Origin of the sequence: Paraburkholderia solitsugae (genome assembly GCF_013177695.1) — a bacterium.
In the GTDB taxonomy this organism is placed as follows: domain Bacteria; phylum Pseudomonadota; class Gammaproteobacteria; order Burkholderiales; family Burkholderiaceae; genus Paraburkholderia; species Paraburkholderia solitsugae.
In genome coordinates this window covers 59,376-76,629 of sequence record NZ_WOEY01000132.1, presented here as the reverse complement: position 1 = coordinate 76,629, position 17,254 = coordinate 59,376, and the positions used below count along the sequence as shown (strand labels likewise).

Genomic DNA, 17,254 nt, shown 5'->3' with positions numbered 1-17,254 from the left:
ATCGGCATGGCGGGAGCTGGCGTGGTGTTCGCGCTTTTCGACATGCTGAAGGAGATAACGTCAAGTCTGGTGTATGGGCAGTTGATGGCCGGCGATGTCAAGCGGCGAGTTTCTGCTGACCCGGTTGATCGCCTTGCACCGGTTCTCCGTCCCTGAAGGCAATACCCTCCAGCAACAGCTTGATTTGTTCGGGGCCGTTAATACGGCGCCAGGTTTTCTCGGCTTCCTCGATCAGCTTGAATGCCAGACCGAGGAAGGTTGGTCGCGACACGCAGTTGCGCGTACGCGTAGTGCGGTGTCGCACGGTCGCGAACGTCGACTCAATCGCATTCGTCGTGCGCAAATGCTGCCAGTGCTCGGCGGGGAAGTCGTAAAACGCCAGCAGGCTCTCCCGGTCCTTCTTCAGAGTTTCGGTCGCCTTCGGATATTTCGCCGTATAGACCGTTACGAAACGATCGAACGCAGCGTACGCGTCGGCGCGCGTAGCGGCCATCCAGATCGCCTGCAGGTCTGCCTTCGCGCGTCCCTGTTGTGACTTCGGCAGCGCGTTGAGCACGTTGCCCATCTTGTGAAACCAGCAGCGCTGGCCGCGTGTCGCAGGAAACACTTCTTCCAGCGCAGCCCAGAAGCCCATCGCCCCATCGCCGACTGCCAGCAGTGGACCGGCCTGCAGGCCGCGCGCCTTCAGGTCGAGTAGCAGCTCTTGCCAGGACGCCTTCGACTCGCGATACCCGTCGCCGATTGCCACACGCTCCTTGCGTCCATCGGGCCTCACGCCGATGATCACGAGCAGGCACTGGCCGTCAGAGTTCTCGCTTCGCAGCCCAGTGTGAATGCCGTCAACCCACCAATACACGTAGCGCGACTTTGACAGGTCCCGCCGGCTCCAGCTGGCGTGCTCGTCGGCCCATTGCGCTTTCAGCCGACTCACCACATTGGCCGACAAGCCTTTGGCGTCATCTCCCAGCAGCACGCTCAGCGCCTCGCTCATGTCGCCCGTCGAGATGCCCTTCAGATACAGCCACGGCAGCGCGGCACTCACGCGCGGCGACTTCCTCACGTACGGCGGCACAATCGATGAATTGAACTTCACACCTGATCCTGATCGATCGCGAACCTTCGGGACCTTCACCGCAATGGGGCCGGCCGCGGTCAGCACTTCGCGCTCCGGCAGATAGCCATTGCGCACCACGGCACGCTGTCCGTGCAAGGTCTTGACGTTCTCGAACCGCTCCAGGAGCGCCGACAGCTCTGCTTCGATTGCCTGCTGGATCACCTGGCGCGCTCCCTGCCGGACCAGTTCGTCCAGACCCAGACCGGTTGCCGATAGACCGACGACTTCTTTTTCCGTAAACTTGCTCATGGTGGATGGTTTGTTGGTTGCTGGTTTCCGACTTCGACAATCAGATTCTCAGCTGAAACCTCCACCGCCTTCAATCTCCCGCCTCAATCCCCCCGTACACCAGTTTCGACCTTATCTCATGCTGAAGCTGGCTGCCCTGGTATTCGCGTTGGCCCTCGGTTTTGAGCTATGGGTGAGCAGGATTGAGTGGATCGAGGAAGTCCACCAGGTTGTTGATAACTGCTGTGAGGATTTCGTGAGACTGTTGCGATAAGCAAGCGTGCTTCACCTCTTCCTTTACGGCGTTTCCACCTGCGCATGAAGGCGCATTCGCGACCGCGAACGACGATGCGCGCGCCGCCTTGCGCAGGGCAGTGTTGACCCAAAAAACATATCCGCGTTTTGCCCGTTTGATTCTCGGGCGGGTGTGATCTTGCAAGACGTGCGTTGCCGACGGCGCACGTCCCTCCACAATGAAGGAGCGACCATGAGCTTTCTCACCCTCGCTAGTGTTCCCTTTGACGCAATGAATCAACCCATCACCGTTTTTCGTGATGATCGCCATCGCGACTTGAATTTGATTTTTTTTGAAGACGCAGAACACTTGCTGGCGATATTAACCCCCGCGCGGCTGGAGATCATCAGACTGCTGCGCGAAAAAGGACCGGCGCCAGCGGGCACGATTGCAACATGTCTTCATCGCGACAGGCTGACAGTCAGCAGGGACTTGGGAGTGCTTCTCGATGCGCAAGTCATCGACCTGGAGCGTGATGCGCGTTACGTATTTGGTTTTGAGGGCATTCGGGTAGTGATGCAATACCCGCCGTCCGGGCTGAGAGGGGCGCGGTCATGACGGACAGACAACACAAAGCGACTGCCGATTTGAATGTGTCTACGGGTGTGCTGATCATCCGTCTGGAATACGAGACGGTCAGGGAGGATGGGATGCTGCCTTCGGGCGGATTCATTGAAGTTGATGGCGTCTACCGGACTGGCGCCTCAGAGGGCAACTATTGCTTGGGTGGAGGCGGGCGCGCAACTGCTCACTGGGCCGTTTTTCTCTTTCCGCGTGACGCATTGGGAAACGTCTTCGGGTGGCTTTTGCTTTCTGACAGTCCAGTGGAGCTTGCCAACGCGTTGCACGGAATGCCAGCCGACGCTATACCGTGGCAGCATTGATGGAAGTTGCGGTGCCGCAGGAGTGAAGATCGCGGGCCAGGTACGCGTAGATCCGTCGTGTGCCTGGCCCGCGCATGCCCGGTGTCAAGATGCCAGAAGGGGCGATTGCCAGCATTTGTTTCGCACGCTGCCGATCTGATCTGTGGCGTTGATGACGCTATATCAGGCATGTCATGGTCCCATCAACTCCCGCTTGCAGTACGCCCGCAAGCGCCGCATTTCCTTTTGCTTGAACACCAGAAGGGTGTCGTTGATAACCAGGATGTAGCCGCTTCCTTCTACGGGGGCTCATCAACCCTGCCAAGCGAAATTTCAGGGTGCTCGATTTCTTCGCTGTCCACGATCTTCAGAAAAACATCCACTAGCGATGGACGGACGTAGACCTCGATGCGCCGCCGCGCCAGCCAGAGAAGAATGGATCTGTCAGGTTGTACAACGGCCCGAAACTCGCGCTTTGCACGAGGACGGCTACGCTTGGCAATGCTGACGGATTTTTTTGAGTGCATCTTTGTCCTCCAGTTGAAAGGGGTGTAGTTCTAACGATGTTCTGGCTGATGGCTCTCAAGATACCCGGAATCGAGCTGCTGAAGGCTTTGAAAAAAACATCATCTGATGCGATATTTCAAGTAGACGGCGATGTTCCGCGTGCTACCGCTACCCAGCTTTCAAAGTGAATGGGATCGGTGGTACGTGTGAGTGAGGTGAAGTGAGTTGGGATGTGTGCAGGAGCCAGACAGATTGTCATGGATGTCTCTGCGTAGAGGACGAGTCTTTGGTCGAGTCCCGCCGACAGACATGGCGCTCAGCAGACGGTGCCGTCCTTGAGGGTGCCTATATGAATGGACACCCGAATTCATTCGATGTCGTCGTGCCAATGACCCAACGTGCCAGGCATCGCAACGTGTCGGTCGACCAGAAAGTCGCAGGATCCCAAGGGAGGCCGCTGGAAATTTCCAATGGCACCAGCGCGATCCAAACTATGGTGCTTTACAAATATGGCAAACGGTTTCACGGCAGGGGGGTAAAAAGGCTTTTTAAATCAAAGACCATACCCGACGGTGTGTCGCCCGGCCGACATATCTGCTGCGCGCGTAAATGGCTTGATACCGCTCGTGCCTCCGAAAACTTGCCCGGAGGACCTACGATGCTGTCAGATCTGTAAGGTTGAGGGCGTGGCGCCCCTCGTTGACCTCAACGACTTAACCGAAAATCTAACCTCAATCGATTGGTGCTTTGCACACCAGCTCAGATCTTCCCAGTTTCATTGGGTTCACGGTATTTCGAAAGGCGTGACTGGGGAAGCCCACATGCTAAAAAAAGGCCTGAGCGTAATGTCGCGCTCAAGAATGACAATGGTTCATAACCGTGTCTGGCTTCCCGGGGTGCACGTTCTAATGCCGTGAATGAATCTCATCTTGTGAATTGAAATGTCGGGGATAGGTACTGGCATAAAGAGGTCTTTCGCCTTCACGCGGAGATAACGTCAAGTCTGGTGTATGGGCAGTTGATGGCCGGCGATGTCAAGCGGCGAGTTTCTGCTGACCCGGTTGATCGCCTTGCACCGGTTCTCCGTCCCTGAAGGCAATACCCTCCAGCAACAGCTTGATTTGTTCGGGGCCGTTAATACGGCGCCAGGTTTTCTCGGCTTCCTCGATCAGCTTGAATGCCAGACCGAGGAAGGTTGGTCGCGACACGCAGTTGCGCGTACGCGTAGTGCGGTGTCGCACGGTCGCGAACGTCGACTCAATCGCATTCGTCGTGCGCAAATGCTGCCAGTGCTCGGCGGGGAAGTCGTAAAACGCCAGCAGGCTCTCCCGGTCCTTCTTCAGAGTTTCGGTCGCCTTCGGATATTTCGCCGTATAGACCGTTACGAAACGATCGAACGCAGCGTACGCGTCGGCGCGCGTAGCGGCCATCCAGATCGCCTGCAGGTCTGCCTTCGCGCGTCCCTGTTGTGACTTCGGCAGCGCGTTGAGCACGTTGCCCATCTTGTGAAACCAGCAGCGCTGGCCGCGTGTCGCAGGAAACACTTCTTCCAGCGCAGCCCAGAAGCCCATCGCCCCATCGCCGACTGCCAGCAGTGGACCGGCCTGCAGGCCGCGCGCCTTCAGGTCGAGTAGCAGCTCTTGCCAGGACGCCTTCGACTCGCGATACCCGTCGCCGATTGCCACACGCTCCTTGCGTCCATCGGGCCTCACGCCGATGATCACGAGCAGGCACTGGCCGTCAGAGTTCTCGCTTCGCAGCCCAGTGTGAATGCCGTCAACCCACCAATACACGTAGCGCGACTTTGACAGGTCCCGCCGGCTCCAGCTGGCGTGCTCGTCGGCCCATTGCGCTTTCAGCCGACTCACCACATTGGCCGACAAGCCTTTGGCGTCATCTCCCAGCAGCACGCTCAGCGCCTCGCTCATGTCGCCCGTCGAGATGCCCTTCAGATACAGCCACGGCAGCGCGGCACTCACGCGCGGCGACTTCCTCACGTACGGCGGCACAATCGATGAATTGAACTTCACACCTGATCCTGATCGATCGCGAACCTTCGGGACCTTCACCGCAATGGGGCCGGCCGCGGTCAGCACTTCGCGCTCCGGCAGATAGCCATTGCGCACCACGGCACGCTGTCCGTGCAAGGTCTTGACGTTCTCGAACCGCTCCAGGAGCGCCGACAGCTCTGCTTCGATTGCCTGCTGGATCACCTGGCGCGCTCCCTGCCGGACCAGTTCGTCCAGACCCAGACCGGTTGCCGATAGACCGACGACTTCTTTTTCCGTAAACTTGCTCATGGTGGATGGTTTGTTGGTTGCTGGTTTCCGACTTCGACAATCAGATTCTCAGCTGAAACCTCCACCGCCTTCAATCTCCCGCCTCAATCCCCCCGTACACCAGTTTCGACCTTATCTCCTTCACGCGTCGGGTGTGAGTCTAGCCGCGTTCGGGGGCCTTCGGGCGACGTGAGCGGTTCGTCGGTATCTGTCGACATGTCGGTTAAGCGAATGCAGCGACATCGCAGGGCGCCAAGATGCGCTGAGACAGATCGACGGGGCGATCGGGGAGTCCGCCGTGCCGCTAACTCGCCATTCGGTCACGAAATGATTCGATATCCGAACCGGACTGGTGAGGAGTAGGTCATTACCTCCCAACACTTCTATCCGCACAGCAGCGATATATAGCTGTCGCAAGCCTCCTCGCATTCCCTTTCCACAGCGCCTTGTGCTGATAGCCGCCAGTGCCGCACCGGCATCAGCGCTCGATTTGCATCCCCAAAACGTTGTGCGATCCTGGCTTCGCCGTCGCGCTCACGCGCTCAGTGTTGTAGCGGTCGGGTGACTAGTGTGTATGCGGTATTCGCCAGCCCTTGCGGTTTTCTGAGTCGGTGAGCATGGTGCATAGCGCCGTCTGGCATCGGGCCGCGCTTGACTGTCGAATAAATAGCAGCGTCACCCGCTTCACGACCCTAGGCATCGTTGTGGCAGCAATCTGGCGATCCACGGACCTGATGGTGATGGCACAGCCGAGGCGTGCGGTGGGCGCCATTGATACAGACGGACGAACAGCATTATTTTTCGGAGAGGAAAAGGCATGGAGATTGAACGTTTTACATTTATGGGCACTGGCGAGCGGGTTGTGAAGGTGTCTGGCACGGGCATCAATGTCTACATTGCTGAGTCGGTACCCGTTGAGGTGCTCGAGATGTTTATGAAGCGTATGCGTTCGCAAATGGCGCGCCGCATCGGCCGCCTCCGGCATGCCGAACGCCGCTGGAAGCGCCGCAGGCTTAAACGTGTGCGGGTACGCGTGCGTAGATGCTGGCTCAAGAAACGCCGCCACAAACCGCGCGAGCGGAGCCGCATGCCACGCAGGTAGACCTAAATGCGGCTTGCATCAGTAGCGATGCCAACCAATGCCTGGCGGCCGGCGCGTTGTATCAGTCGACGCAGCCCGCTGCCTTAATCTACAGACCGAGCTAAATCTATGAATGGATTGTTCAGAACGCCAGTGGGCCTTACCTTGCGCCTGATTTTTGTGGGCCTGTTTATTTTGAGTATCGTGCACTCGCCTGCTTTGGGCTATCTCCTCGGGGCAGCCCAGCGCTCCCAGCTGCTTTCGCTTACGCTCATGGCTGCCGTCTCGGTGTGGGTGCAGGACCGACGCAGCGGGCGGTGGGCGAGCGCGGCGTTTCTTGTGCTAAGTGTGGGGCTGCTGCGCATCGCACTCCCGATTGACAGATTAAGCGGGTACGGTTTGGCTATCTGGGGTCTAGCCGCTGGTGGCATCCTGATCCAGCGCTACTGGTTGAGAAAGCAGGCAGCGAAAGGCCGGTCTACAGCGAATGCCGGTGCGGCCGCGCAGTTACCACGGCACCGGTCTGAGCCGTCGCAGCCGGTCTACCTATTCGATCAAAACGTGCAGCAGGCGCGCTACCGGTTCGCCGATCTGGTCGGTATGGGCGAGACCAAGAAGCGAATGCTGGCGGCTGGTGAGGATATCGTGCGCGGCAGCGGTAACAAGCGCAACGGTGTATTGCTGTTCGGAGACCCCGGTAACGGCAAGACACTTTTCGCCGAGGCACTCGCGGGCGAGTTGAAGGTGCCTTTCATGTCGATCACCTACGGGGATGTCGCATCGAAGTGGATCAACGAGACGCCTCAGAAGATCGACGCGATGTTCCGCACGGCTCGACGGCTTGGCGCTTGCGTCCTGTTCATCGATGAATTCGACTCGTTCACGAAACCCCGTGACGAAGGCGGACATTCGATGGACCGGGATATGGCGAACGTGATGTTGACGAACATCAACAACCTGCACGGTACTCGTGTGGTCCTTGTGGCTGCCACGAACTTTATCGACAAGCTGGATCCTGCGGCTATCCGCGATGGGCGTTTCGATTACAAGATCGAAATCCCGCCGCCCGATATGGAAGCGCGAGTGGCAATCCTGCGTAAGTCCATCGGTGAAAGCCTCGGCTCCTCCTTTGTTGAACCGGTAGCGATCACGAGCCTGGCCGAGCGTTGGTCCGGCTTCAGCGCCAGCCGCCTCACGAGCATCGGTGGACAACTGGCCGACATGCGCCGCGACGGCAAGTTCGGCGCGGGCAAGGTGACTTTCGACCTCGGAATGCGGGCGATGCGCCTGATCCAGGGCCGCAAGGGCAAGCTGCCAGAGGATGTGAAGTCGATCGACGAAATCATCATGCCGGGCGAGGCACGCACTGTCCTGCGTGATATGGCCTACAGGATGCAGCAGGTCCACAACCTGGAAAAGATGGGCGGCAGCCTTCCCCGGGGTGCAATCTTCTTTGGTCCTCCGGGGACGGGTAAGACTCAGGCGGCGATGGCGCTTGCCCAGGCAAGTGGATGGGCGTTCCTGATGACGACCGGCGCGAAGCTTGTAAGTAATCCGAACCTCTGGGGCAGGTTGGTGCGTGAAGCAAAGGATATCCGTCCGGCAATCGTCTTCATCGAAGAAGCTGACGATACGCTGCTCGACCGTCGTTACTCGAACGTGGCGCGTTTGACTAATGAAATCCTGGCAACTGTTGACGGTGTTGACGGCCGGGTTCGGGACGTGATGTATATCGCGGCCACGAACCACTACGATCGCCTGGATAGCGCAGTGTTGCGTGGCGGGCGGTTCGAGGAAAAGGTCCGCTTCGACGTTCCGGAACCGCAGGACATGCGGGCTTATCTCGGCCAGAAGCTGGCGAAGGTGGCCGGCAACATTTACACCGTCGCTCCGGGTGTGCTTGACCGCTGCGTTGCGGTGCTGGCCGGGCGATCAATCGCCGATGCCGACGCGGTCATCGCCCAGGCGATCAACTTCGCTGCCGTCCGCGCCCTGCGAGGCGCTGGAGCCCGTTTATGTCCCGGTGATATGTCAGCCGCCGCGCAGGTCGTGTTTGGTGAAAACGGCCAGGCAACAGCGAGGCCTACATACAAGTGAGGTTGTCAAAACTTCCGACTCTCCCGCAGGGGGCGGTGTTGCCAAGGATGCTCTTCAACCGGATGTATGGGGTTGGGGGCGCCGGCATCCTCACTGGCACTGCTGCCTTTAATGGAGCGAGGAACGCAGCATGCATCGCCTAACCTAATTTACGGGTCAAAAAGTTGACGCTTGAAGGGGCAACAGTCATAGGAATCTGGCGTGGTCGGTGAGCGGATTGATGGTACAACGAAAGTTCCTCCCGAGCGCGTACGAATGACGTGCAAAACGGTGCGACTTTCAACTCCACGCGGGGATTCATTTTGGTTATTCTTTGAGTCGCGATGCATCTGGTCTGTTGCCACTCATGGCATGCCGAGCATTGTTTCGTGATTGCGATGACGCCGACCGGTGCGTTCCCCGCGCGCGGTTGATTCTTCAGGTAAGGAGGACATGATGATTGATTTTGCCAGCCCGGTTCAGCAAAAGCTCACCACAATTTCTGACACGGAGGTTTTAAGATTGAAGAAAGACGACTATGGAATCGCGTTCTTTCCGGGGTGTGGTGAAACCGTAGTCAGTCCGCTCCTGGTTCAGCGTCTTTGGAACCTGTGGGCGATAAGCGAGTTCTGGACACCGCGACACGGTCTTGGCGTGGGCGCCTTGGTGAACACCGACGGCGCAGAGCTACAAATTATGGACTGGAAACCGGCAAATGACAGGCAATTCGAATCGCTGTTTGAAGAAAATCTCGCAAATCCCGTTTGGGTGGCTGAGCACGCCGGGCGTGCGCGGGAAGTGATGCTGTCAGAGGTCGAATTTGCGGCACATTTGATGAGTATCAAATGGGAAAAGGCTTTGACGATCCCTGCTGGTCATGGCGCGCCACTTATATCGGCAATATATTGGGCCATGCCTAGTTTGATATTGATGGCGTATCACAAGCTGCAGTTGCCGTCAGCTCACTTGGGAAATTGGATCGCTGAATCAGAGAACAGTCGCTGGTTGAGTCTCTGATCGCGATCGCTAAGAGCTAACAGCTAACATGAGCCGGCCAGGTAGGGAATGAGGGGGCCAGTAAGCAAGGAACGTGGCAGCCAGCGGGCGTCAGGTTCCCATGTGGCAGTCTCCCGATGCGTCCAGACACGTCGGGGCGCTTTATACCGTTCACGTGGCGAATCAATCCAACCGCAGTGGCGCATCGGTATAACTCGCGCAACGCGTTGAAGCCGACGTGGACAGGACGATGAACTCATCTCGCTTCACAGATCGACATTATATCGATCAACCTGAATGGCGAGCGGATCAACCGGAACAGCAACGGCAATGGAATTCCGGTCGGCAGCGCGGTCACCTATGCGAGCGGCAGCATGGATGCCAGTCTGATTAACACATCCAGCGCCGCCAGATGCCCGAGCGCCTGATTGACCACATGAACGCAATCCTGAACGCCGGTGCCATCCGGCGTTTCACAGTCGCGCGCCGACCACGCGCAGTTTCTCGTGCTTGCCGAGCAACACCTGCGCCATGTTTGGCGTCAAATTGTTAGGACTGCAGGCCGGATCTTCGCCAGGCTGCATCAACAAACTGCCAACGTTTTTGCTGTAGTACTTGATCGGCTTGACGACAGATTCGCCAACGAAGTTCAACGCCGCGGACCCGGGCTGCTGCATTGCCCAGTGGCTTATCGCGAAAAGGCAGCGCCCGGTTGCGTTCGGCAAATCGCACCCTAACGCTTGGCTTGCGGTCGTGCGCTGGATGTACCAGTAGGGGCACGATCACAAATTACGGTCAACCAGGCTGGAATCTTCGAAAAAACGAAAAGATGATTCGAGTATCGCCTCTTTTCACCCGAAAGGGGCATCGTGCGCTACCACGCTCGTCATCGCGAACTGACGGATTACCCGTCGGGTCGCTGTCGTCAATTGGCGGGTGACGTACGCGTCGCCCTCGCGGATCAGGCAGCGCATTACTCGCAGCGTTCGCGCCAAGCAGGGTGAGCGGCAGTAGCGTGGAGAGGCTTCATCCCTTCGGCGCGCGGTGGTCACGCTTGAGGAGCGATATCTCTAGCTCCGCTTCCGGACTGCGCTTCACAATCCGCCACTATTGAAATGATCCGTTGGCCATTGTTCGCACATACTGGCGCTGCTCCATGGGCGAGTGAGTCGTTCTCCTGATGGAATGCATCAGGCCTCCGAACCCGGTAATGCGCGCCCTGGTGACCAGTCGCAAAGACCAGGGTTATTTTAACCCGGCCACCTGCTTCTCGGGCTTCCGGTGACACGCGCTCGCGAAGCTTGCGTTCAGTTATTCAGGAGAGAGACTGGCATTGCGGCTGTTGTCCGTTGTGCCGCGCAATAGTCTAATTTTCATTCTCAATAAAATGGAATCCGAATGAATCTCTTACGAAAACTAGTTGAATGCCTCTTTCCATCCGATAGCGGCGATATCGATCTTCCATTACTCGCCATCGTGACAGCAACATTAAGCAGTGGTGTCGTCGCCATAGTGTTATGGATTGTACATTCCACTCCCGCACTGCCAGCGTCGGACGTGATGCCACACGATTGTCTGGAGCGCTGCGAGAAGATGTGCAACGGTCAGATCCGTTAGCGGCCGCAGCGCGCGAGATTTTCACCAACTCAAGCGAGAAAATACACATGCGAAAATTTGGTTTCTACTGGTATGTCTTCTGGACAGAATGCCTTGCCGTATTCCTTGACTGCGTGCAGCCGCTAGTCGTCGCCGCGCGGTGGCTGCGTAGAAAAAAATAGGTCGTAGTCTGCCATCCGCTTTAGGCCCACACCCGAGACGGTGTGGGCGGATGGCCGTACGAATCCGTCCACCTATCTCTCCCGGAGTTTCCCATCTGTGTCATCCACAGTTTGATCCGTCGCGCGCGCACGCCGCATCTTCATTTTCAATACCAGCTTACCGTGCGCATTTCACGATCGTCCATCCATGGCGCCGTTCCCGCGCGTCCCGGGATCTGGACCGGCGTAACGGACGTCGATGAGATGAGCCCTGATGGATAGCGCGCCGATGGATAGCGTCAAATGGAATCAACGCCCCCGCCTACCAAGCATGGTGTCCCTGTGAGGCAGCAGATCTGTGGAAATCGACGGCATGAATGTCGAAATCGGAAGATCATTGAGGCATTCATTGGCTAATTGGAGAATCGGGAATGAACTGCACGACGGTCGGGGTTGATATCGCGAAGAGCGCTTTCCAGCTTCACTGGGTGGATGCTGACACCGGTGAAATCGTTAGCAAGCAACTCAAGCGTGCGCTGTTTCTCGAGCTTTTTGCGAATCGGAGCTCTTGTATAGTGGGCATGGAAGCTTCCGGTGGAGCCCAGCATTGGGCACGACGGTTAATCGAAACGGGTCACCACGTAAAGCTTATGCCGGCGAAGTTCGTCAAGGCCTTCGTGCTTGACAACAAAAATGATCCGGCGGACGCACGTGCGATCTGGATGGCTACGCAGATGCCCAGGAAAGCAGTCGTGGTAAAAACCGAAGCCCAGCAGGCCGCGCTCGCGCTGCACCGAATGCGTCACCAGAAGGTCAAATTCCGAACGATGCAGATGAACAGCCTGAGGGGCTGCTGAGTGAATACGGCGAAGTCATGGGCAGAAGCCGCGAGGCGCTGGACAAGGCAATTCCTGGAGTGCTCGCGAGGCTGGCTGAGCGTCTGCCGGCGATTCTGATTGAGTCGCTGAGTGAGATGTGGAATGACCTCGAAACCTGGACCGGCAAATCGTCGATATTGAGCGACGGTTGCAGGCATCGATGAAAGAGGACCGCATGTGCAACGCCATTGCTGCGGTACCTGGCGTCGGGCTGCTCACTGCAACTGCTGCGGTTGCAGCGATGGACGACCCGAAATCGTTCAAGTCTGGACGGGAGTTCGCTGCCTGGCTTGGTCTGGTAACCGCGCAAACGGGCACGGGAGGAAAGGTCGAGTTGCTCGGTATAAGTAACCGAGGGGAAACTTATTTGCGCACTCTGCTGATCCACGGTGCACGCAGCGTGCTCTTCCACTCGAAAGACACCGGACCATGGCTCGAGCAGATAAAGAAGCGACGGCGGTTCAACGTAATAACCGTTGCGCTGGCGAACAAGAAGGCCCGCACGATCTGGGCCATTCTGGCGTACAACAGGCCGTATCAGAACAACCACGTGAGCGTGAGAGCTGCGTGATAGCTTGGCTGGCGTCGAGCACCAACGTTTATAGGAGCGTCAAAAGGTTGCGCTGGCAACAAGTGCGATGACAAGACAGGTCGGACCGTGACTTGCTAAACCTGCATGCTGCAAAGAGCCTCGAGCTCGTGCGTCAACTGAGGAAGCGAGTCAGCGGATTTCATCGGGGCCCGCAGCGTATCAGGCTGCAATAAGGCCGCATATAAAACTGCAGCCTATCTTGTTTAAGTCAAAGTACTTGAAAACTTGCGCATAAAGGGGCGTTCATGCAAAGCAGCATGGCTGCTCGCATTGCCATCATGATCGTCGGCGTCCACCGCGAGCTCTCAAAGACGATCACGGTGGACGAACAACGTTTCGCGGGCAATCGCGTGGATCAGCAGGTATGGCTGGAATGGCGTCACCCATAATCCAGAACGTGGAAAAATCGTGCGATCCGGATTTGCTTCATCCGCGAGGGCATACGCGCTTACTTCACATGTTTCGCGCCGGTAAGTGAGCGGAACTACACCGGCTTGAAACCCAGTGGTTCGTCGGCGATGTGACCCGCCGATGTCGACTCCGGCGCGACTTCGCTGGCGGCTGGTTTGGCAGCCCGTTCTTCGCCAGCTTGCTCGTGGGAGGCCACAGACGGGATGGCCTGCGGCAGCACCATGCCGAGCGCCTGCGTGAGCGCGGGCTTCAGTGCCTGGAATCGCCGCTGGAGAACCATCCGATCAACCAGTCCGGCTAGCTCACCCTCGTCCGCGCCCCGGCTGTGAGCCTCAGCCAGTAACGTCTCATAGTTGACAGACTCGCGCATGGCATCGCCACACGCAATGTGGGCCCGCTCCAGTGCCGTAAGTACAGTGGATTCCTGAATGACTGCATTCGGATTGCAGTTGATGAATTGTGGGTTCTGGACGAGGTAGGTGTCGAGGGTTTCGAACCACCGCGTGCTTTCCTGACCCGACTTCACCAACTTCATGGCCGGGACACCGGTGCGCAGAATGCGCAGTTGCCCAGGCATCATGCCCGCCTCGGTCAGCTTCGCGATCTGAGTGATCGCGCCACGCTGGGACTCCTCCCGAGGGGTGAGTGTGATGATGACGCTGTGAAGGTCGCCGAGCGTTCCGGGCGTTTCGCGTGCAAATTCGCACAGTGCATCGAAGCCGGAGGGGGCAATGCAGAGGATAGCGCGGCCGGATGTGCAGCTAAGCTTCCTGTAGCTTTCCTCGAAGCGAGCAGGTGTGAAGCGGTGTGTGTCGGGTTCAGCATTTGCATTGCTGCCACGCTGATTGCTGACGGTGACTACCTGCCCGGGGAAATGTGCCTGCGCCAGCGAGCAGGTCGTTTCAAGGTTATCGGTAGTGCTCGGTGCGGTGAGAAGAATGTATTGTGGTTTCATCTGTGGCAGTGTGGAAGTTGGATTGTTGGCAACAGACCTAACGCCGGCTCCCGCCTCTTCTGGCTGGGAGCGCCGCGATGGTCAATGTTCTCGCCGCGACGTCGTTTTCATGCCGCGCTGTCGATAGCCATCGCGCCTGGCGGCCCCCGGGCGCTGGAATTGCCGGAGTCACTTTTCATGGCGGGTCCTGATGCCTGGGGAGTCGTAGTCATCGCTTTTCATCGCCAGTGAGGCTCATCGTTCGCGCTGTTCCTCGTGCTCCCGGTGTCCGCCGCAACGTTTTCCGGGCTCGCGCCAGCGTCTTTGGGGAAATATTCAAACTGATAGGCACCGCTGTCGGCGTTTCTCACACGTTTGCGCTTGCGTGGGGCGACCAGACCAGTGAGATCGCGGTGATCGCGGCCTGCGAGAACCAGCAGCATCCGCACTGCGGCGAGCACCATGAAGAGTTGTGATTGCGGCATCTGCAAAGCCTCACAGTGGGCGACGAACGGCGCGAACAGCGACGTCGGGATTTCGTCGAGGCTTTTCAGGTCAGCGGCGTGCTGGCCTGCGATAAACGCCTCAAAGATCTCCCACGCAGGATTCATCAGCCGGGCGAACTGGCCGTCGTGCGAGTAGGAGTTGGCAATGCGGTCGATCTGCTGCTTCAAGTCAGGGTAATGCATAGGAATAGGCTCCTGGGGTTGGAGGTGGATAGCGTGAACGTGGTTGGCAAGGTCAGGGGAAAGGTAATGCACGGTAGTACTGGGTGCGTCGTTTTCCTGAAAATGGACTGCCGTGCTCCCAGTAGATTTTGTCTGACCGAGGTTGAATAGGATTCCAGATAATGTGGAATGAAATTGATATCGCATCGCATACGTGTACCATCACTCACTAATTTCATTTTCTTATCCAGCCGGATTTTCTGCGCGTCTTCCGGGAGGAATTCGGGTCCCGTAGATCGTTAAAGACTTCGATCAGGTAGCGCGCGCAACCCATAAACCGGCTTCCCTGCATGATTCTTGAGAAATGCGAAAAAATTCCACGCAAGTACACGCGAGCCGTGAAGGATTGACGGGATGGTCCGTGCCCAAGGTCAGCGCTCACATGAACGAGTACTGCGTGTTCTTCCATGCCGCTTTGGAGGTATTCCAGCGCCTTTTCCTGTGCAAACGTGTAGCGCATTGCGTGGGAGGAAGTCTCGCCCTTCATGCCAATCGTGGTGTACATGGCCTTCAGTCTGTTCAAGGCACTCTCTAGCGAGTCGCGGCGGCCCGTGATCAGTTGGCCATCATTGACGTGGCAGTACTGAACCGCTGAGCGTAGTACCCGGATTGTTTCTTCGCGCCGTTGCATGAGGATGGTGACCGCTCGGGGCCTGCCGCCCTTTACGCCGCGGGTAACTGGCACGGTGTGATCGCCGGCGGTGATGCAGTCAAGCCAGAGTTGAAGATCCGGTGCGCTGCGCAGCCCTTCGAGTCGGCGGAGGCCCAGCAGGCGCTGCAGCAAGAGCAGCAATGCGAACCCCATGTTCAATCGCGCGGCGCGAGCGACGAACTCATCGACTTCAGGCGGCAGTAACGCCCTTTTCTGGCCATTACGGTCGCGCGACGAGATGCCCATCGCCGCGTTTGTCAGATAGTCAATATTCCGGCCGGCGCGCCTGAGGGCGCACCGGATCTCCGTGGTCGTATTGCGCACTGTTCCGGGCGCAATGCCCCTCGCGACGCAGTGCTGGATATAGAGGAGGATTGCGAACTCGGGTGTGTCTTTGACGCGCCTGGGCTTGATACCGAGGGTTCGCATGAAGCGGGCGAATGCAGTGAATTCGCACATCGTGTTCCTGTGACTCGCAAAGGCGCCCTGGGCTCGGCGCTTGCCGCACCCGATTTCGTGCATATAGTTTGAAAGCCAGCTCATTTTTCTGCTCCTTTTGAGATTGCACGGGCGCGCCCATGCGTATCTGTGCGGGGAAACGCACAGCTGTCGTCAGTCAGCATTCCTTGCAGTGCACGGCGCAGCGCAGTGTGGCTGGGACGTTGGTGTAACGGCTGTAGCGGATGACGCGAGTCAAGCGGGTGAAGCGGGTGAAGCGGGTGAAGCGGGTGAGGCAGCATGCAAGTGGTCATCAGTCACTCCGGGGCAAAGCTGGGTAGGCACACTTATCCAGCGGGAAATAGGTGCAGCTCTGCGTGCGGACTTCGCAGGTATTTGCATTGGGGCCTGGGATGCCAATGGCAGAGGTGGCGCTCCCCGAGCTGCGGGAAAGCGGACTGCCGTCCGGGGTTGCGATTGCTGTTGATGGGTAGCTGATGTGCGCGGGAATCTGGAGTTAAGTTGGGAGAACCGGCGAAACCCGGTTTGAGATCCTCAGTGCAATGTTTGCTGGGAGTCGAAGGGAGCCGCGGGTGCGTGCAGGACATCTGCACGGAGCGCACACAACGTGTCCTGGGTCAGGAGTGGTTGCGTACGGGGGGCTCGGAGAAATGCCAGTAGTGGCGTGTAGACGCTGGGTGCGAGGCGGGGCTCGAAGCAGGGCGGTCGGACGGTCAGTTGCGGTACCGCGAAAACGGTGACATGCAGCAACTTATGACTATCCTGACCGCAGCTATGGGCTGCACTCAACGTGATACAACAGTTCAAAATGAAAAGTTTATCGACCGCAGCAAACAGTGCAGCCTTGCGGCTGGCGCAGGCGGTCTGGTGAGTCCTATGGATACGCTGTCAGGCAGGATGGCTCCAGCCATAACAATACGTACTCGCCGCATGTGCATGCGGTTTGCCTGCTACCCAAGGTTCACATCTGGACGATTGAAGAGCCACATGGCTGTGTCGTTCACGTCCATTTTGGCTAGGAAAAATATTGCAGACAGAGGCCGCGCGCGCAAACACGCCAGCAGACTGTTGAAATCTTTCTGGTCATTCAGCCGTAACAACACAGCTTTTACGTTAATGATCTGTGATCGGCAGATAAACCACGACCACTCGTCCATTTCGCAAGGATGGACAAAAGTGTCCATTGCGCAAATCCAATTACGATTCAGGCCCTGAACAACAGGCGGGAACCGGTGAATCATGCCTGGCTGGGCGGCCGGACGGTCAGTTGCGGTACCGCGAAAGCGGTGACATGCAGCGACTTATGACTATCCTGACCGCAGCTATGGGCTGCACTCAACGTGATACAACAGTTTAAAATGAAAAGTTTATCGACCGCAGCAAGCAGTGCAGCCTTGCGGCTGG

The 17,254-nt window shown here is 57.8% G+C and carries 13 protein-coding genes and 2 pseudogenes; 8 read left to right on the top strand and 7 right to left on the bottom strand.

Annotation, left to right across the window (positions count from 1 at the left end; genetic code table 11):
* Positions 1–97: 97 nt before the first annotated feature.
* The gene (locus GNZ12_RS34170; RefSeq protein WP_172310861.1) at positions 98–1,363 is read right to left on the bottom strand and encodes an IS256 family transposase; all 1,266 of its coding nucleotides are present in this window, start codon (positions 1,361–1,363) and stop codon (positions 98–100) included.
* Between the two features lie 466 nt (positions 1,364–1,829).
* On the opposite strand from GNZ12_RS34170, the gene GNZ12_RS34165 reads away from it, so the two are divergent.
* Both GNZ12_RS34165 and GNZ12_RS34160 read left to right on the top strand, forming a co-directional pair.
* The gene (locus GNZ12_RS34165) at positions 1,830–2,195 is read left to right on the top strand and encodes an HVO_A0114 family putative DNA-binding protein (protein WP_172310862.1); all 366 of its coding nucleotides are present in this window, start codon (positions 1,830–1,832) and stop codon (positions 2,193–2,195) included.
* Positions 2,192–2,521 carry a hypothetical protein gene (locus tag GNZ12_RS34160; protein ID WP_172310863.1) on the top strand — a complete coding sequence of 110 codons (330 nt, stop codon included), beginning with the start codon at positions 2,192–2,194 and terminating at the stop codon, positions 2,519–2,521. Before GNZ12_RS34165 ends, GNZ12_RS34160 begins: the two co-directional genes overlap by 4 nt.
* 278 nt (positions 2,522–2,799) lie before the next feature.
* Here GNZ12_RS34160 and GNZ12_RS34155 read toward each other — a convergent pair whose 3' ends face one another.
* Together GNZ12_RS34155 and GNZ12_RS34150 are read right to left on the bottom strand one after the other, a co-directional pair.
* Positions 2,800–3,027 (bottom strand): hypothetical protein, encoded by a 228-nt coding sequence (locus tag GNZ12_RS34155; RefSeq protein ID WP_172310864.1) that lies wholly within the window; start codon positions 3,025–3,027, stop codon positions 2,800–2,802.
* Between the two features lie 1,014 nt (positions 3,028–4,041).
* The gene (locus GNZ12_RS34150; RefSeq protein ID WP_172310861.1) at positions 4,042–5,307 is read right to left on the bottom strand and encodes an IS256 family transposase; all 1,266 of its coding nucleotides are present in this window, start codon (positions 5,305–5,307) and stop codon (positions 4,042–4,044) included.
* 796 nt (positions 5,308–6,103) lie between these two features.
* Here GNZ12_RS34150 and GNZ12_RS34145 point away from each other — a divergent pair.
* The 3 genes from GNZ12_RS34145 (at position 6,104) to GNZ12_RS34135 (ending at position 9,460) form a co-directional block, all read left to right on the top strand.
* On the top strand, positions 6,104–6,388 hold the full coding sequence (locus GNZ12_RS34145; protein ID WP_172310865.1) for a hypothetical protein: 285 nt from the start codon (positions 6,104–6,106) through the stop codon (positions 6,386–6,388).
* 108 nt (positions 6,389–6,496) lie between these two features.
* Positions 6,497–8,464, top strand: a complete 1,968-nt coding sequence (locus tag GNZ12_RS34140; RefSeq protein WP_172310866.1) for an AAA family ATPase — start codon at positions 6,497–6,499, stop codon at positions 8,462–8,464.
* A 435-nt stretch (positions 8,465–8,899) separates the two neighbouring features.
* A complete protein-coding gene (locus GNZ12_RS34135; RefSeq protein ID WP_172310867.1) occupies positions 8,900–9,460 on the top strand; it encodes a hypothetical protein in 561 nt (186 codons plus the stop codon).
* Between the two features lie 364 nt (positions 9,461–9,824).
* Here the strand turns inward: GNZ12_RS34135 and GNZ12_RS34130 are convergent.
* Positions 9,825–10,014, bottom strand: a pseudogene (locus GNZ12_RS34130) (UDP-glucose 4-epimerase); the annotation flags it as partial.
* A gap of 1,613 nt (positions 10,015–11,627) precedes the next feature.
* Between GNZ12_RS34130 and GNZ12_RS34125 the strand changes: the two are divergent.
* Both GNZ12_RS34125 and GNZ12_RS45130 read left to right on the top strand, forming a co-directional pair.
* Positions 11,628–12,645: pseudogene (locus GNZ12_RS34125) on the top strand (IS110 family RNA-guided transposase).
* Between the two features lie 278 nt (positions 12,646–12,923).
* A complete protein-coding gene (locus tag GNZ12_RS45130; protein WP_268959030.1) occupies positions 12,924–13,055 on the top strand; it encodes a hypothetical protein in 132 nt (43 codons plus the stop codon).
* Positions 13,056–13,150: 95 nt separating this feature from the next.
* Here the strand turns inward: GNZ12_RS45130 and GNZ12_RS34120 are convergent, their stop codons facing one another.
* From GNZ12_RS34120 to GNZ12_RS34110, 3 genes are all read right to left on the bottom strand, one after another.
* On the bottom strand, positions 13,151–14,032 hold the full coding sequence (locus GNZ12_RS34120; RefSeq protein WP_172310869.1) for a hypothetical protein: 882 nt from the start codon (positions 14,030–14,032) through the stop codon (positions 13,151–13,153).
* A gap of 218 nt (positions 14,033–14,250) precedes the next feature.
* Positions 14,251–14,685 carry a hypothetical protein gene (locus tag GNZ12_RS34115; RefSeq protein WP_172310870.1) on the bottom strand — a complete coding sequence of 145 codons (435 nt, stop codon included), beginning with the start codon at positions 14,683–14,685 and terminating at the stop codon, positions 14,251–14,253.
* Between the two features lie 229 nt (positions 14,686–14,914).
* On the bottom strand, positions 14,915–15,934 hold the full coding sequence (locus GNZ12_RS34110) for an integrase domain-containing protein (protein WP_172310871.1): 1,020 nt from the start codon (positions 15,932–15,934) through the stop codon (positions 14,915–14,917).
* A 669-nt stretch (positions 15,935–16,603) separates the two neighbouring features.
* On the opposite strand from GNZ12_RS34110, the gene GNZ12_RS34105 reads away from it, so the two are divergent.
* Entirely contained in the window at positions 16,604–17,065 is a 462-nt protein-coding gene (locus GNZ12_RS34105; protein ID WP_172310872.1) for a hypothetical protein, read from the top strand.
* Positions 17,066–17,254: the final 189 nt, after the last annotated feature.

Coding starts and splice junctions, on each gene's coding strand:
- GNZ12_RS34160 (WP_172310863.1), top strand. CDS start 2,192: ATGACGGACAGACAACACAAAGCGACTGCCGATTTGAATGTGTCTACG.
- GNZ12_RS34165 (WP_172310862.1), top strand. CDS start 1,830: ATGAGCTTTCTCACCCTCGCTAGTGTTCCCTTTGACGCAATGAATCAA.
- GNZ12_RS45130 (WP_268959030.1), top strand. CDS start 12,924: ATGGCTGCTCGCATTGCCATCATGATCGTCGGCGTCCACCGCGAGCTC.
- GNZ12_RS34135 (WP_172310867.1), top strand. CDS start 8,900: ATGATTGATTTTGCCAGCCCGGTTCAGCAAAAGCTCACCACAATTTCT.
- GNZ12_RS34170 (WP_172310861.1), bottom strand. CDS start 1,363: ATGAGCAAGTTTACGGAAAAAGAAGTCGTCGGTCTATCGGCAACCGGT.
- GNZ12_RS34145 (WP_172310865.1), top strand. CDS start 6,104: ATGGAGATTGAACGTTTTACATTTATGGGCACTGGCGAGCGGGTTGTG.
- GNZ12_RS34110 (WP_172310871.1), bottom strand. CDS start 15,934: ATGAGCTGGCTTTCAAACTATATGCACGAAATCGGGTGCGGCAAGCGC.
- GNZ12_RS34105 (WP_172310872.1), top strand. CDS start 16,604: ATGACTATCCTGACCGCAGCTATGGGCTGCACTCAACGTGATACAACA.
- GNZ12_RS34155 (WP_172310864.1), bottom strand. CDS start 3,027: ATGCACTCAAAAAAATCCGTCAGCATTGCCAAGCGTAGCCGTCCTCGT.
- GNZ12_RS34140 (WP_172310866.1), top strand. CDS start 6,497: ATGAATGGATTGTTCAGAACGCCAGTGGGCCTTACCTTGCGCCTGATT.
- GNZ12_RS34120 (WP_172310869.1), bottom strand. CDS start 14,032: ATGAAACCACAATACATTCTTCTCACCGCACCGAGCACTACCGATAAC.
- GNZ12_RS34150 (WP_172310861.1), bottom strand. CDS start 5,307: ATGAGCAAGTTTACGGAAAAAGAAGTCGTCGGTCTATCGGCAACCGGT.